Source organism: Pseudomonas sp. P4_C4, from assembly GCF_056402055.1.
Genome location: NZ_JBFUID010000001.1, coordinates 145910 through 160597, shown reverse-complemented (window position 1 = coordinate 160597; position 14688 = coordinate 145910). Strand labels below are relative to the sequence as shown.

Annotated in this window: 10 protein-coding genes; all 10 read right to left on the bottom strand. The window is 60.3% G+C overall.

Translation table 11 applies throughout. The annotated features are described in order from the left end of the window. Positions 1-177: 177 nt before the first annotated feature. The gene (locus AC1DXW_RS00725; RefSeq protein ID WP_477752169.1) at positions 178-1596 is read right to left on the bottom strand and encodes an FAD-dependent oxidoreductase; all 1419 of its coding nucleotides are present in this window, start codon (positions 1594-1596) and stop codon (positions 178-180) included. A gap of 32 nt (positions 1597-1628) precedes the next feature. Continuing rightward, complete coding sequence (gene gltB / locus AC1DXW_RS00720; RefSeq protein ID WP_477752170.1) at positions 1629-6074, bottom strand: glutamate synthase large subunit; 4446 nt, start codon at positions 6072-6074, stop codon at positions 1629-1631. 351 nt (positions 6075-6425) lie between these two features. Then, positions 6426-8018, bottom strand: coding sequence for an ExeA family protein (locus AC1DXW_RS00715; protein WP_477752171.1), 1593 nt, complete (start codon positions 8016-8018; stop codon positions 6426-6428). A gap of 10 nt (positions 8019-8028) precedes the next feature. Further along, complete coding sequence (aroB, locus tag AC1DXW_RS00710) at positions 8029-9129, bottom strand: 3-dehydroquinate synthase (protein ID WP_007975598.1); 1101 nt, start codon at positions 9127-9129, stop codon at positions 8029-8031. Between the two features lie 150 nt (positions 9130-9279). Next, complete coding sequence (gene aroK / locus AC1DXW_RS00705; protein ID WP_015093141.1) at positions 9280-9798, bottom strand: shikimate kinase AroK; 519 nt, start codon at positions 9796-9798, stop codon at positions 9280-9282. Positions 9799-9802: 4 nt separating this feature from the next. Further along, entirely contained in the window at positions 9803-11875 is a 2073-nt protein-coding gene (locus tag AC1DXW_RS00700) for a type IV pilus secretin PilQ (RefSeq protein WP_477759707.1), read from the bottom strand. A gap of 13 nt (positions 11876-11888) precedes the next feature. Beyond that, positions 11889-12416 carry a pilus assembly protein PilP gene (locus tag AC1DXW_RS00695; RefSeq protein ID WP_477752173.1) on the bottom strand — a complete coding sequence of 176 codons (528 nt, stop codon included), beginning with the start codon at positions 12414-12416 and terminating at the stop codon, positions 11889-11891. Beyond that, positions 12413-13036 (bottom strand): type IV pilus inner membrane component PilO, encoded by a 624-nt coding sequence (locus AC1DXW_RS00690; protein ID WP_477752174.1) that lies wholly within the window; start codon positions 13034-13036, stop codon positions 12413-12415. Before AC1DXW_RS00690 ends, AC1DXW_RS00695 begins: the two co-directional genes overlap by 4 nt. Further along, positions 13033-13599 carry a PilN domain-containing protein gene (locus AC1DXW_RS00685; RefSeq protein ID WP_477752175.1) on the bottom strand — a complete coding sequence of 189 codons (567 nt, stop codon included), beginning with the start codon at positions 13597-13599 and terminating at the stop codon, positions 13033-13035. The genes AC1DXW_RS00690 and AC1DXW_RS00685 overlap by 4 nt, the downstream gene beginning before the upstream one ends. Next, positions 13599-14663: a pilus assembly protein PilM gene (locus tag AC1DXW_RS00680; protein ID WP_477752176.1), complete on the bottom strand. Its 1065-nt coding sequence runs from the start codon at positions 14661-14663 to the stop codon at positions 13599-13601. The genes AC1DXW_RS00685 and AC1DXW_RS00680 overlap by 1 nt, the downstream gene beginning before the upstream one ends. Positions 14664-14688: the final 25 nt, after the last annotated feature.

Here is a 14688-nt window from a genome sequence, read left to right as displayed (position 1 = left end):
TCTATCGGGTCAATTTGTCGCAATGAAATACAGAGTTTAGCAACACCGCGAAACAACTGTGGGAGCGAGCTTGCTCGCGATGGCGGCGTCACATTCGACATTTCTGTCGACTGATCCACCGCTATCGCGAGCAAGCTCGCTCCCACAGGGGTATTGCATTTGGCTCTGGATCGGGGGTTACACGCCCAGGTAATCCAGGATCCCTTCCGCGGCATTACGGCCTTCGAAAATCGCCGTCACCACCAGGTCGGAACCGCGCACCATGTCGCCACCGGCGAAGATTTTCGGGTTGCTGGTCTGGTGTTTGTACTGACCTTGTTCCGGCGCCACTACGCGGCCCTGGCTGTCGGTCTGGATGCTGAACTGCTCGAACCATGGCGCCGGGCTCGGGCGGAAACCGAAGGCGATGACCACGGCGTCGGCCGGGATGATCTCTTCGGAACCCGGGATCGGTTCGGGGCTGCGACGGCCACGGGCGTCCGGTTCGCCGAGACGGGTCTCGACCACCTTCACGCCTTCGACCTTGTCTTCACCGACAATGGCGATCGGCTGGCGGTTGTAGAGGAATTTCACGCCTTCTTCCTTAGCGTTCTTCACCTCTTTGCGCGAGCCTGGCATGTTCGCTTCGTCACGACGATAAGCGCAGGTCACTGACTTGGCGCCTTGGCGGATCGAGGTCCGGTTGCAGTCCATCGCCGTGTCGCCACCGCCGAGTACCACGACCTTCTTGCCTTTCATGTCGACGAAATCTTCCGGCGACTTTTCAAAGCCCAGGTTACGGTTGACGTTGGCGATCAGGAAGTCCAGCGCGTCATACACGCCCGGCAGGTCTTCACCGGCAAAACCGCCCTTCATGTAGGTGTAGGTGCCCATGCCCATGAATACCGCATCGTATTCTTCGAGCAGTTGCTCCATGGTCACGTCCTTGCCCACCTCGGTGTTGAGGCGGAATTCGATGCCCATGCCGCTGAAGACTTCGCGACGATTGCTCAGCACGGTCTTTTCCAGCTTGAACTCGGGGATGCCGAAGGTCAGCAGGCCACCGATTTCCGGGTTCTTGTCGAACACCACCGGGGTCACGCCGCCACGCACCAGCACGTCGGCACAGCCCAGGCCAGCAGGCCCGGCACCGATGATCGCGACACGCTTGCCGGTCGGCTTGACCTTGGACATGTCCGGGCGCCAGCCCATCGCGAACGCGGTGTCGGTGATGTACTTCTCCACCGAACCGATGGTCACCGCGCCGAAGCCGTCGTTAAGGGTGCAGGCACCCTCGCACAGACGGTCCTGCGGGCACACCCGGCCGCAGACTTCCGGCAGGGTGTTGGTCTGGTGCGACAGTTCGGCGGCCTGGAGGATGTTGCCCTCGGCCACCAGTTTCAGCCAGTTGGGAATGAAGTTGTGCACCGGGCACTTCCATTCGCAATACGGGTTACCGCAACCCAGGCAGCGGTGGGCCTGGTCGGCCGACTGCTGGGGTTTGAAGGGTTCGTAGATTTCCACGAACTCTTTCTTGCGTTGACGCAACAGTTTCTTCTTCGGATCCTTGCGCCCGACCTCGATGAACTGGAAGTCATTATTCAGACGTTCAGCCATTTTAAAACCTCATCAAACTCTTCAGGCGCATATCACTGCGGGTTGGCACGGGTGCTGGAAAGCAACGATTTCAGGTTGGCAGCCTTGGGCTTGACCAGCCAGAAACGGCGCAAGTAGTCATCGAGGTTTTCGGCGAGTTCACGACCCCACTCGCTGTCGGTTTCCGCGACGTACTCGTTCAGCACGTTCTGCAGGTGGCTGCGATAGGCTTCCATCGCCTCGCCGCTGATCCGCTGGATTTCCACCAGTTCGTGGTTGACCCGGTCAACAAAGGAGTTGTCCTGGTCGAGCACGTAGGCGAAACCGCCGGTCATGCCAGAGCCGAAGTTGTAACCGGTCTTGCCCAATACGCAGACAAAACCACCGGTCATGTACTCGCAGCAGTGATCGCCAGTGCCTTCCACGACGGTGTGGGCACCGGAGTTACGCACGGCGAAACGCTCGCCCGCGGTGCCGGCGGCGAACAGCTTGCCGCCGGTGGCGCCGTACAGGCAGGTGTTGCCGATGATGGCACTGTCCTGTGTCCGGTAGACGCTGCCCTTCGGAGGAACGATCACCAGCTTGCCGCCGGTCATGCCCTTGCCGACGTAGTCGTTGGCGTCACCTTCCAGGTACATGTTCAGGCCGCCGGCGTTCCACACGCCGAAACTCTGCCCGGCCGTGCCTTTGAAACGGAACGTGATCGGTGCGTTGGCCATGCCCTGGTTGCCGTGCTTGCGCGCGATTTCGCCGGAGATCCGTGCACCGATGGAACGGTCGCAGTTGCAGATTTCCAGGGCGAACTCGGCGCCGCTCAGGTCATTGATCGCCGAGGTGGCCATAGTGACCATTTTCTCGGCCAGCAGGCCCTTGTCGAACGGCGGGTTGCGCTCCACGCCACAGAACTGCGGCTTGTCCGCCGGCACGTGGTCGCTGCCCAGCAACGGGGTCAGGTCCAGGTGATGTTGCTTGGCGGTCTGGCCTTCGAGGACTTCCAGCAGATCGGTACGGCCGATCAGCTCTTCGAGGGAGCGCACGCCCAGCTTGGCCAGCCACTCACGGGTCTCGGTGGCGACGTAGGTGAAGAAATTCACCACCATGTCGACGGTACCGATGTAGTGATCCTTGCGCAGCTTCTCGTTCTGCGTCGCGACGCCGGTGGCGCAGTTGTTCAGGTGGCAGATGCGCAGGTATTTGCAGCCCAGAGCAATCATTGGCGCGGTGCCGAAGCCGAAGCTTTCAGCGCCGAGGATCGCCGCCTTGATTACGTCGAGGCCGGTTTTCAGGCCGCCGTCGGTCTGTACCCGGACCTTGCCGCGCAGGTCGTTGCCGCGCAGGGTCTGGTGGGTTTCGGCCAGGCCCAGCTCCCACGGAGCGCCCGCGTATTTGATCGAGGTCAGCGGCGATGCACCGGTGCCGCCGTCGTAGCCGGAGATGGTGATCAAGTCCGCGTAGGCCTTGGCCACACCGGCAGCGATGGTGCCGACGCCCGCTTCCGCTACCAGCTTCACCGAGACCAGCGCCTGCGGGTTGACCTGTTTCAGGTCGAAAATCAGCTGCGACAAGTCTTCGATCGAGTAGATGTCGTGGTGCGGCGGTGGCGAAATCAGGGTCACGCCCGGTACTGCATAACGCAGCTTGGCGATCAGACCGTTGACCTTGCCGCCCGGCAGCTGACCACCTTCGCCAGGCTTGGCGCCTTGGGCGACCTTGATCTGTAGCACTTCAGCGTTGACCAGGTATTCCGGGGTTACACCGAAACGGCCGGTCGCCACTTGCTTGATTTTCGAGCTCTTGATGGTGCCGTAGCGCGCCGGGTCTTCGCCGCCTTCGCCGGAGTTGGAACGCGCACCGAGGCGGTTCATGGCTTCGGCCAGGGCTTCGTGAGCTTCCGGCGACAGGGCGCCCAACGAGATACCGGCGGAGTCGAAGCGCTTGAGCACCGATTCCAGCGGTTCGATTTCGCTGATATCCAGCGGTGTGTCGAGGGTTTTGACTTTCAGCAGGTCGCGGATCATCGACACCGGGCGGTTATCCACCAGCGACGTGTATTCCTTGAATTTGCTGTAGTCGCCCTGCTGCACGGCGGCCTGCAGGGTGTTGACCACGTCCGGGTTGTACGCGTGATATTCGCCACCGTGGACGAACTTCAGCAAACCACCTTGCTGGATCGGCTTGCGCGGACTCCAGGCTTCGGTAGCGAGGGCTTTCTGCTCGGCTTCGATGTCGACGAAACGCGCACCCTTGATACGGCTTGGCACGCCACGGAAGCTCAGGTTGCAGACTTCCTCGGACAGGCCGATGGCCTCGAACAACTGCGCACCACGGTACGAAGTAATGGTCGAGATGCCCATCTTCGACAGGATCTTGAGCAAGCCCTTGGTGATGCCTTTACGGTAGTTCTTGAACACCTCGTAGAGGTCGCCCAGGACTTCACCGGTACGGATCAGGTCACCCAGCACTTCATAGGCCAGGAACGGGTAAACGGCAGAGGCGCCGAAACCGATCAACACGGCGAAGTGATGCGGATCGCGAGCGGTCGCGGTTTCCACCAGGATGTTGGAGTCGCAACGCAGGCCTTTTTCGGTCAGGCGGTGGTGCACCGCGCCAGTAGCCAGGGACGCGTGGATCGGCAGCTTGCCCGGAGCAATGTGACGGTCACTCAGCACGACCTGGGTACGACCGGCGCGCACGGCTTCTTCAGCCTGATCGGCAACGTTGCGGATCGCCGCTTCGAGGCCGACGCTTTCGTCGTAGTTGAGGTCGATGATCGCGCGCTCGAAGCCCGGACGATCGAGGTTCATCAGCGAGCGCCACTTGGCCGGGGAAATGACCGGCGAGCTGAGGATCACGCGCGAAGCGTGTTCCGGCGACTCCTGGAAAATGTTGCGCTCGGCACCGAGGCAGATTTCCAGCGACATGACGATGGCTTCACGCAGTGGGTCGATCGGCGGGTTGGTCACCTGGGCGAACTGCTGGCGGAAATAGTCGTACGGCGTGCGCACACGCTGGGACAGCACGGCCATCGGCGTATCGTCGCCCATCGAGCCCACGGCTTCGTAGCCCTGTTCGCCCAGTGGACGCAGCACCTGGTCGCGCTCTTCGAATGTGACCTGGTACATCTTCATGTATTGCTTGAGCTGATCGACGTCGTAGAACGCCGAACCGTGGTCGTTGTCTTCCATGGTCGCCTGAATGCGCAGGGCATTCTTGCGCAGCCATTGCTTGTACGGATGACGGGACTTCAGGCGGTTGTCGATCGCATCGGTGTCGAGGATCTGACCGGTTTCGGTGTCCACGGCAAAGATCTGGCCCGGGCCCACACGGCCCTTGGCGATCACGTCTTCAGGCTGGTAGTTCCAGACACCGATTTCCGAGGCCAGGGTGATGAAACCGTTCTTGGTGGTGACCCAACGCGCCGGACGCAGACCGTTACGGTCGAGCAGGCACACCGCGTAGCGACCGTCGGTCATTACCACGCCGGCCGGGCCGTCCCACGGTTCCATGTGCATCGAGTTGTATTCGTAGAACGCACGCAGGTCCGGGTCCATGGTCTCGACGTTCTGCCACGCAGGCGGAATGATCATCCGCACGCCACGGAACAGGTCGATGCCACCGGTGACCATCAGCTCGAGCATGTTGTCCATGCTCGAGGAGTCGGAACCGACGCGGTTGACCAGCGGGCCGAGTTCTTCCAGGTCCATCAGATCGTTGGTGAACTTGGTGCGACGGGCCACGGCCCAGTTGCGGTTGCCGGTGATGGTGTTGATCTCGCCGTTGTGCGCCAGGAAGCGGAACGGTTGGGCCAGCGGCCATTTCGGCAGGGTGTTGGTGGAGAAGCGCTGGTGGAACACGCAAATCGAAGTTTGCAGGCGCTCATCGCTCAGGTCTGGATAGAAGGCGGTCAAGTCCGCCGGCATCATCAGGCCTTTGTAAATGATGGTCTTGTGCGAAAAGCTGCAGACGTAGTGGTCGGTGTCAGCGGCGTTGGCCACGGACGAGCGACGACGGGAGGTGAACAGCTTGACGGCCATGTCCTGATCGCTCAGGCCTTCACCGCCGATGAACACTTGCTCGATCTGCGGCAGGCGCTCAAGGGCCAGGCGGCCGAGAACGCTGGTGTCGATCGGCACTTTGCGCCAGCCGACCAGTTGCAGGCCAGCGGCCAGGATCTCGCGGTTCATGTTCTCGCGAGCGGCTTCGGCTTTGACCGGGTCCTGGTTGAAGAAGACCATGCCCACGGCGTATTGCTTGGGCATTTCGACGCCGAAGGTTTCCTGGGCGATGGCTCGCAGGAACACGTCCGGCTTTTGAATCAGCAGACCGCAACCGTCACCGGTCTTGCCGTCGGCATTAATCCCACCGCGGTGGGTCATGCAGGTCAGGGCCTCGATGGCCGTTTGCAAAAGGGTATGACTGGGCTCGCCCTGCATATGGGCTATCAGGCCGAAACCGCAGTTATCCTTGAATTCATCTGGTTGGTACAGACCTGCTTTCATAGACACTTTCTCACCAGGCTGCCTCTGATCGAGGCAAATTTCTTTTCAATTCAACCACTTGCCATCCACGCCGAACGCACGCCAGCTTTGCGGGGGCAAAAGGGAGGTCATTGTACACACCGACACTTGGCCTCACAAATTTGACGACGAAATGTCGCAAATCTATGTCGCATTTGTGAAAGGTTTAAAGCGATCTGCTGTGCTAGTCAAAACTTTTTTTAATTTTGACCGCAACGACTCAAAGACTACTGTGACGCAGACACCACAAGGCACGCAGTCTGTAGAGACGGCGCGCACTTGTAGAAATTTTGAGGTGCTTGGAGAGGCGGCCTGGGTAAGGCCGCCGAATCTTCAGCGAGTTGTTGCCAGTTCCTGTTGGACGCTGGCGACAGTGCGAGGCCAAGGTTTACCAGCCTGAACCTTCGCTGGCAAGGCCTTGATGGCGGAAACGGCTGCATCACGATTGGCGAAGTTGCCGTAGGTGATCACGTAAAGCGGCTTGCCGTTGAGGACTTTCTTGAAGTAACGGTACTCGCCACCCTGCTCCTTGACGAAGTTTTGTGCGGACGCTTCGGAGCTGGTGCCGAGGATCTGCACCACGTAGTTGCCCGGTGCTTGCCCTGCGTACCAGGTGCCGCCAGCCGCCTTGGCCACCGGGGCTGGTTTCTCTGCAGGCTTGGCCGCAGCAGCAACGGCTGGCTTGGCCGGTGCTGGAGCAGGTTTAGCCACTGGAGCAGGCGCTGGCTTGGCACTGGCGACCTGAGTCGGCGCAGGGGTAGGCTTGGCGGCTGGCGTCGGCGCAGGACCGGCAGGAACACCCACAGGCGGCGCGGTTGTGGTGACGGTCGGCGGCGTAGCGCTGGAACCTTCGACCGGCACGCCATCGTCGCCTTCGGTGATGCCGCCTGCGGCTTCAGCCAGCGGACCTCGCATGACCGGCTGCGAATTGCCGACCAACGGCAATGGCATCGGCTGCGTGTTGCCGGCGAATTCGACGGCTGGAGCACCGCCACTATTCGCTGTTGGCTGGCCCTGACCAAGCGGCAGTTGCGCCTGTTCGTTGGCCGGTGTACCCGTGGTCGGTGCCTTGTTGCGACCCGGCATCAACCAGGCGGCAGCTACCGCGACCACGACCACGGCGGAAATCGCCAATACGTGTTTCTTCGGCATATTGAACCCCATTTTTGGACGCTTGACCGCTGAGCGGCTGGCGATCATGGCTTCGATCATTGCATCGCGGGCGACCTGATTGATGCTGCCAGGCCAACCTTCGGAGCTTTCGTGAATATCAGAGATCTGATCTGCGGTGAAAAGTTCGATACCGCGACCAGCGCCTTCAAGCCGCTGCTCCAGATATTCGCGAGTTTCTTCTTCGGTGTAGGGCTGTAGTTCGATGACGTGGAAACGCTCTTCCTCGAGATGCAAAGCCTCAAGCTGAGCAATCAGCGAGGTTTCACCGAACAGGAACACATGCGGGCGGCCTTCAGGCGCGCCGGCAGCGAGGATCATCAGCGCCTCAAGGGCGGACTCGTCCAGTTGTTCGGCGTCATCGACCAGCAGATAGACTTCCTGCCCGGTCAGTGCAAGCTGCACCACCTGGGCCAGAATAGCGTCGGCATCAGCCTGGGCAACGTTCAGCGCCTGGGCCACCTGACGCAACACTCCGGCCGCATCGCCGGCGCCACGGGCGGACACCACCAGACTTTGTACCGATTGCTTGTTGGTACTGGCGACCAGGGCCTGGCGCAACAGGGTCTTGCCACTGCCCTCAGGACCGGTGACCACCAGCAGTAACTGGCTGTAACGCGCCAGGTGATGCAGTTGTCCCAGCACGGGCTTGCGCTGGGCCGGGAAAAACTTGAAGCCAGGCACCCGCGGAGCAAAAGGGTCATGACTCAACTGGTAATGGCCGAGGAAAGCCTCGTCGGCATGCAAACTAGTCATTGTGTTCTTATTAACCTTTAAGCTGGGCCAGGGCGCGGTAGTCTGCCCCCAGCGTGGCCTGTAGAACCTCTTTCGGATAATCGTCGGTCACCACCGCTTCACCCATGTGGCGCAGTAGCACCAGGCGCAAACGACCGTCGATCACTTTTTTATCAATGGACATGTGTTCGAGGAAATCGGCTTCTGTCATCTCTTCTGGCGGTATGACCGGCAGCCCCGCACGCTGGAACAGGCGAATGCCGCGATCGCGCTCTTGCTCGCTGATCCAGCCCAGTCGCGCGGACATTTCCAGCGCCATTACGGTGCCAGCAGCCACTGCTTCACCATGAAGCCATACACCATAGCCCATGTGGGTTTCGATGGCGTGGCCAAAAGTGTGGCCCAGGTTCAACGTGGCACGAACGCCCGTCTCCTTCTCATCGGCACCGACCACCGCTGCCTTGGCCGCGCAGGAGCGCTCGATGGCATAAGTCAGGGCTTGTTGATCCAGATTGCGCAGACGGTCGACGTTGTCTTCGAGCCAGGTCAGGAACGGCTCATCGCAGATCAGCCCGTACTTGATGACTTCGGCCAACCCGGCGGACAGCTCGCGCGCCGGCAGGGTATTGAGGCTGGCGGTATCGATCAGCACCACGTTCGGCTGATAGAAGGCGCCGACCATGTTCTTGCCCAGCGGATGGTTGATCCCGGTCTTGCCGCCCACCGAAGAGTCGACTTGCGACAACAGTGTGGTCGGAACCTGAATGAAATCGACGCCGCGCTGGTAGCAGGCGGCGGCAAAGCCGGCCATGTCACCGATCACACCGCCACCGAGGGCGATCACTGTGGTGCGGCGGTCATGCCGGGCGGTCAGCAGGCCGTCGAAAATCAGTTGCAGGGTTTCCCAGGTCTTGAAGGCCTCGCCGTCGGGCAGCACCACGGAAATCACCGAGAACTGCGCCAGGCTGCGGGTCAGACGCTCGAGATAGAGCGGCGCAACAGTCTCGTTGGAGATGATCGCTACTTGCCGTCCGCGAATGTGCGGGGCCAGCAGCTCAGGCTGATCCAATAAACCTTCGCCAATATGAATCGGGTAGCTGCGCTCGCCTAGATCGACCTTGAGTGTCTGCATGTGTCCCCACAGTGAAGATGAATCAGGCATCCTGCCCTGAGTTTACGGATATCCACGGCCTCTGCTGGTGTGACGCCGTTCGCAAGCCATCCGCCACAACCTTGAGCGGTCATGGCGCGACGTCGAGGATAGCGCATTTCGCGCGGCGCTTTAACGGGGTGGCAACTGCTGCAAGCGCTCTAGAATGTCGAGTACGACCATTCGTGGCGGTCGCTCATCGGTTTCGACCACCAGGTCGGCAATTTCCCGATAAAGCGGATCGCGGATCGCCAACAGATCCCGAAGGGTCTTGGCCGGATCGGCAGTACGCAATAATGGCCGATTGCGGTCGCGGGCCGTGCGGCCGACCTGCTGTTCGACAGACGCATGCAGATAAACCACCCGCCCACCGGCATGCAGTGCCCGGCGATTGGCTTCGCGCATGACCGCGCCCCCGCCTGTCGCCAGCACCACACCGTCGTAATCGCACAGCTCGGCAATCATTGCCTGCTCGCGATCGCGAAAGCCCGGTTCGCCTTCTTTATCGAAGATCCAAGGGATATTGGCGCCCGTGCGCAATTCAATTTCCTTATCGGAATCTTTGAATGGCAGGCGCAGCTCTTTGGCCAGCAACCGGCCGATGGTGCTTTTTCCAGCACCCATCGGTCCAACAAGAATCAAATTTCGCACAGAATCAATGACTCACAGCAATCGCCTGGTTATTCATGATACGCGGAGTGAGGAATACCAACAGCTCGGATTTTTTCTCCGAAACCACATCACGCCGGAAAAGGCGGCCAAGATACGGCACATCGCCAAGAAATGGCACCTTATCTACGACCTTGCTCTGAGTATTTGAGAAAACGCCGCCAATGACGATGGTCTCGCCATCGTTGACCAGGACCTTGGCGTTGACTTCGTTTTTCTTGATGGGCGGCACATCCTGGACCTTGTTCAGGAAGTCCGGTTCGTCCTTGGTCACCTTGACCTCCATGATGATCCGGTTGTCGGGCGTGATCTGCGGCGTCACCTCCAGCGACAGCGAAGCCTCCTTGAACGACACCGAAGTCGCGCCACTGGAACTGGCTTCCTGATAGGGAATCTCGGTGCCTTTGAGGATTTTGGCGGTTTCCTTGTCTGACGTGACCACCTTGGGTTGCGAGACGATTTCCCCGTTGCCGGTTTTCTCCATGGCTGTCAGTTCCAGGTCCAGCAGGACGTTATCGGTGATGAACGCGATGCCGATTCCCGAGGTGTTATTGACCGCGCCCATGTCGACGAACGGTGAATTGGTGCTGGTACTGCCGGGCGTGCCAATGGTCGACGACCCATTGACCCCGTTACTGACACCGGAGGTGTTCCAGTTGCCCTTGTTCTGTATCGAACCGCCCCAGCGCACCCCGAGACTTTTGTCATAGTCGACGTTGGCTTCGACAATGCGCGCCTCGATCATGACTTGACGCACAGGGATATCCAGTTGCGTGACAATCCTGCGCAACTCATCAAGCCGGTCCTGGGTCTGGTAGGCAATGATGTTGTTGGTGCGCTCGTCGACGGTGATAGACCCCCGTTCGTCGGATTTCGCTTCGGCACTGGTCACCGACTGGAAGAGCTTGGCGATGTCCGCCGCCTTGGCGTAGTTGACCTGCAACAGCTCCCGACGCAATGGCGCCAGATCGGCAATCTGCTTCTGTGATTCCAGCTCCTGGCGCTCACGAGCAGCAATTTCATCGGCCGGTGCAACAAGCAGGACATTGCCGACCTTGCGCTTATCCAGCCCCTTGGTTTTCAGCACCAGATCCAGCGCCTGGTCCCACGGCACGTTCTGCAAGCGCAAAGTGATGCCACCCTGCACCGTGTCGCTGGCCACCAGATTGAGGTTGGTGAAATCAGCGATCAGTTGCAGCACCGAACGTACATCGATGTCCTGGAAATTCAGCGAAAGCTTCTCGCCGCTGTAGGCGTGTTGCCCGGCATTGCGCTTTTGCGGGTCGTCGACCGTCGCCGGGCGAACGCTGACCGTGAGCTTGCTGTCGGTCTGATAGGTCGAGTAATCGAACCTGCCACCGGGCTCAATGCTGATGGTGGCTCGATCGCCGCTGGCGCTGGCATTGACGAACTGCACTGGCGTGGCGAAATCCTTCACATCCAGACGCACGCGCAACGGCTCGGGCAATCGGGTTTTGGCAAATCCGACGATGATCTTGCCCTCGCGCTCTTGTATGTCGGGCGCCATCGATGGATCCGACAAGTCGATCACCACGTTGCCTTCACCCTGGGTTCCCCGTTGGAAATCCACACCGCGGATGGCCTTGCCTGCCGGCGCAGCGGCTCGTGCCGGAACTGGCATTGCTGCTGTAGCCGCCGGCCTGGATGTCGACGGCTTGACACCCTGCCCGACAACTACCAGCAAATTGTTGCCTTCAATTCGCGAGTCGTACGGGGCCGGCTGGGTCAGGTTGATGATCAATCGTGTACGGTCACGGGCTTCCACTACCGTTGCACTACGGGCATTTCCACTGCCGAGATCGCGAGTCTTGCTGGCCAGCTGACTGGCGACACCCGGCAAATCCAGGGCAATCCGGGCCGGCGACTCCGTTGTGTAGCCGCGGGGCACCGGGGGCGGCTCATCGAACGTCAACTTCAACTCGACACGGTCTCCCGGCAGCGTAGCGACATCCAGCGTCTTGAGATTGGCCGCTTGTACCATCGGCGACAACAGCGCTATCCATAGCGAAAGGCCGAAGGTTGAGAAAATCCGGTTCATTATTCGAGTTCCACTATGAGTGCTCTTTCAAAGGGATGGTCCGGGGACGCTCCAGCCACGCGCCCTGACCATCAGGGACAATTTCAACCACTTCGACTTGCGAGCCATTGATTGCAACGATCCGTCCGTCGTTACGCCCCAGGTAATCGCCGACTTTCATCCGATGGACCCCACCCGCCCCTCGCAGCAAGGCATAAGAGCCCGTTACATTGGAAAGGGTGCCGACCATCTCAAACTGCTCGATGTTGAAACCTTCGAGGTATTGCTTGACCCGACCAGGGTCGGGTTTGACGTTACGTGAACCCCGCCGCTGAGCCGCCAGATCAGTGCTGATCTGCGGCGAAAACGGGCTGCGCAGATTCGCCGCGTTGTAGGTGAATGTCGGGTAAGACCGGAATACCGGCGCTGGCTCAATCCTGCCCGGCCCACGCAGGCGCATTTCGTTCATGTACGCGTCCAGATCGTTGTAGTCATCGCCTGCGCCACAACCGGACAGGGCAGACAGCACCACCACTACCGAAAAACACTGCGCCGGTCTCATCGATGCTGTCCCTTGTCGTTGTAGCGGTAGGTCTTGGCGAGGATGCTCAAGCGCAGTTTCGGACCACCCTGGGGGCTGAGGGGGGCAAGGTCGAAATCGTGCAAGGTGACGATTCGCGGCAATCCGGCCACACCACTGACGAAGGTGGCCAGGTCGTGGTAATCCCCGGTGACCGTGATCTGGATCGGCAGTTCGATGTAGAACGGCTGGGCGACCTCCGGCAGCAGCTTGATCTCTTCGAACTCCAGGCCACTGCCGAGGCCCGTACGCGTGATGTCTTCCAGCAAGCCGGGCACTTCGGTGTCGCCGGGCAGTTGCCGCAACAGCACGCCGAAGGCGTTCTCCATCTCCTTCAACTGCCGGGTGTAGAGATCCAGATTCGCCGCCATGCGGGCTTTGTCGGCGAACTGCTCCTTGAGTGTCGACTCTTCCTCGCGCTTGAGATCGAGCTGGCTCACAAGGTCGCGGGTGGAAAAGCTATAGCCAAAGGCCAGCACCAGAAGCACGAGCAAACCAGCCACCAGAAACTTGATCGGCGGCGGCCAGGAGCCCATGTTGCTGGTATCCAGCTCATTGATGTCGATCTTGCGCAGCCCTTCGAACCATTCGGATGGACTCATTTGCCCCCCTCCGGTGCTGCGGGTTGAGTCTGGCGAACGGTCAACTGGAAGACGTTGGCCGGCTCCACCTGGCCGGCAGCTGTGGCCTTGACTTCGGTCAGGCTCGGCGCATCGAACCAGTCTGATGCCTCAAGGTTGCGCATCAATTCTGAAACACGGTTGTTGGATTGCGCAGCGCCGGTGATGGACAAGGTCTTTGCGGTCATTTTCACTTCGGTGAAATACACGCCGTCAGGCAGTGCTCGCGCCAACTGGTCAAATATTCGCCCGCTGATTTGGCGATTGCCCTGCAGGTCCTGGATGATGCGCATGCGCTCGACCAGTTGCTGACGGCGCGCCTTGAGATCATTGATCTGTTTGATCCGCTCATCGACCACGGCGACTTGCTTGCCGATGTAGTCGTTACGGGCGACTTGCCGGTCGATGGCACCGCTGATGGCCTGGTTCGCGACCAGTACCGCGCCCATCGTGCCCACCATCACGGCCACCAGGACCAGCAGGAAGCGCTTGCGGCGGGCTTCACGCCGCTCCTCGCGCCAAGGTAAAAGGTTGATCCGTGCCATCAGTCGAAGCTCCTGAGGGCCAGACCACAGGCGATCATCAACGCCGGGGCATCACTCGCCAGAGCAGCACCATTGACCTTGCTGCCCAGAGTCATTTCGCAAAAAGGATTCGCAACCTGGGTCGGCGTGCCCAATTGCTGCTCGATCAAACGGTCCAGCCCCGGGATCGACGCGGTACCGCCGACCAACAGGACATGGTCGACGACGCTGTACTGGCCTGAGGCGAAGAAGAATTGCAACGAGCGCGACACCTGCTGCACCAGCGCCTCTCGAAATGGTTGCAAGACCTCACCGGCATAGTCATCCGGCAGACCGCCCTTCTTTTGCGCCAGCCCCGCCTGCTCCAGCGTCAAGCCATAGCGACGCTGGATTTCCTCGGTCAGTTGCCGACCGCCGAACAGTTGTTCGCGGGTGTAGATAATCCGCCCGTTGCGCAGCACGCTCAGGGTGGTCATGGTGGCGCCGATGTCCACCACTGCGACCGTCGAAGACTCCCCGGAAACCGCGAGACGGCTGGCCAGCAATTCGAATGAACGCTCCAGCGCGTAGGCCTCGACCTCGACCACGCGGGCGGTCAGCCCCGCCAGGGTCAGGGCTGCCTCGCGGACTTCGACGTTTTCCTTGCGGCAAGCGGCTAGCAACACGTTGACGCGATCCGGATTGCGCACGGAGGTGCCCTGGACTTCAAAGTCGATCGCGACTTCGTCCAGCGGATAAGGAATGTACTGATCAGCCTCGATCTTCAGCTGGCTTTCCATCTCGTCCTCGGAAAGACCTGCATCCATCTCGATGGTCTTGGTGATCACCGCCGAGCCTGCCACGGCCACGGCCACGTTCTTGAGGCCGGTTCTGGCCCTGATCAGCACGCGCGTGAGGGCCAACCCCACGCTTTCGAGTTCAGCGATGTTCTTTTCGATCACCGCGCCGACCGGCAATGGCTCGACCGCATAGGCTTCGACCCGGTAGCGCTCGCCCTGACGGCTCAACTCCAGAAGTTTCACCGCGGTGGAGCTGATGTCGATTCCCAAGAGCGTATTGGATTTTTTGTTGAAGAGTCCTGGCACTACCAATTCCCTATGACTTTCCGTG

Coding starts and splice junctions, on each gene's coding strand:
- AC1DXW_RS00725 (WP_477752169.1), bottom strand. CDS start 1,596: ATGGCTGAACGTCTGAATAATGACTTCCAGTTCATCGAGGTCGGGCGC.
- gltB (WP_477752170.1), bottom strand. CDS start 6,074: ATGAAAGCAGGTCTGTACCAACCAGATGAATTCAAGGATAACTGCGGT.
- AC1DXW_RS00715 (WP_477752171.1), bottom strand. CDS start 8,018: ATGACTAGTTTGCATGCCGACGAGGCTTTCCTCGGCCATTACCAGTTG.
- aroB (WP_007975598.1), bottom strand. CDS start 9,129: ATGCAGACACTCAAGGTCGATCTAGGCGAGCGCAGCTACCCGATTCAT.
- AC1DXW_RS00700 (WP_477759707.1), bottom strand. CDS start 11,875: ATGAACCGGATTTTCTCAACCTTCGGCCTTTCGCTATGGATAGCGCTG.
- AC1DXW_RS00695 (WP_477752173.1), bottom strand. CDS start 12,416: ATGAGACCGGCGCAGTGTTTTTCGGTAGTGGTGGTGCTGTCTGCCCTG.
- AC1DXW_RS00690 (WP_477752174.1), bottom strand. CDS start 13,036: ATGAGTCCATCCGAATGGTTCGAAGGGCTGCGCAAGATCGACATCAAT.
- AC1DXW_RS00685 (WP_477752175.1), bottom strand. CDS start 13,599: ATGGCACGGATCAACCTTTTACCTTGGCGCGAGGAGCGGCGTGAAGCC.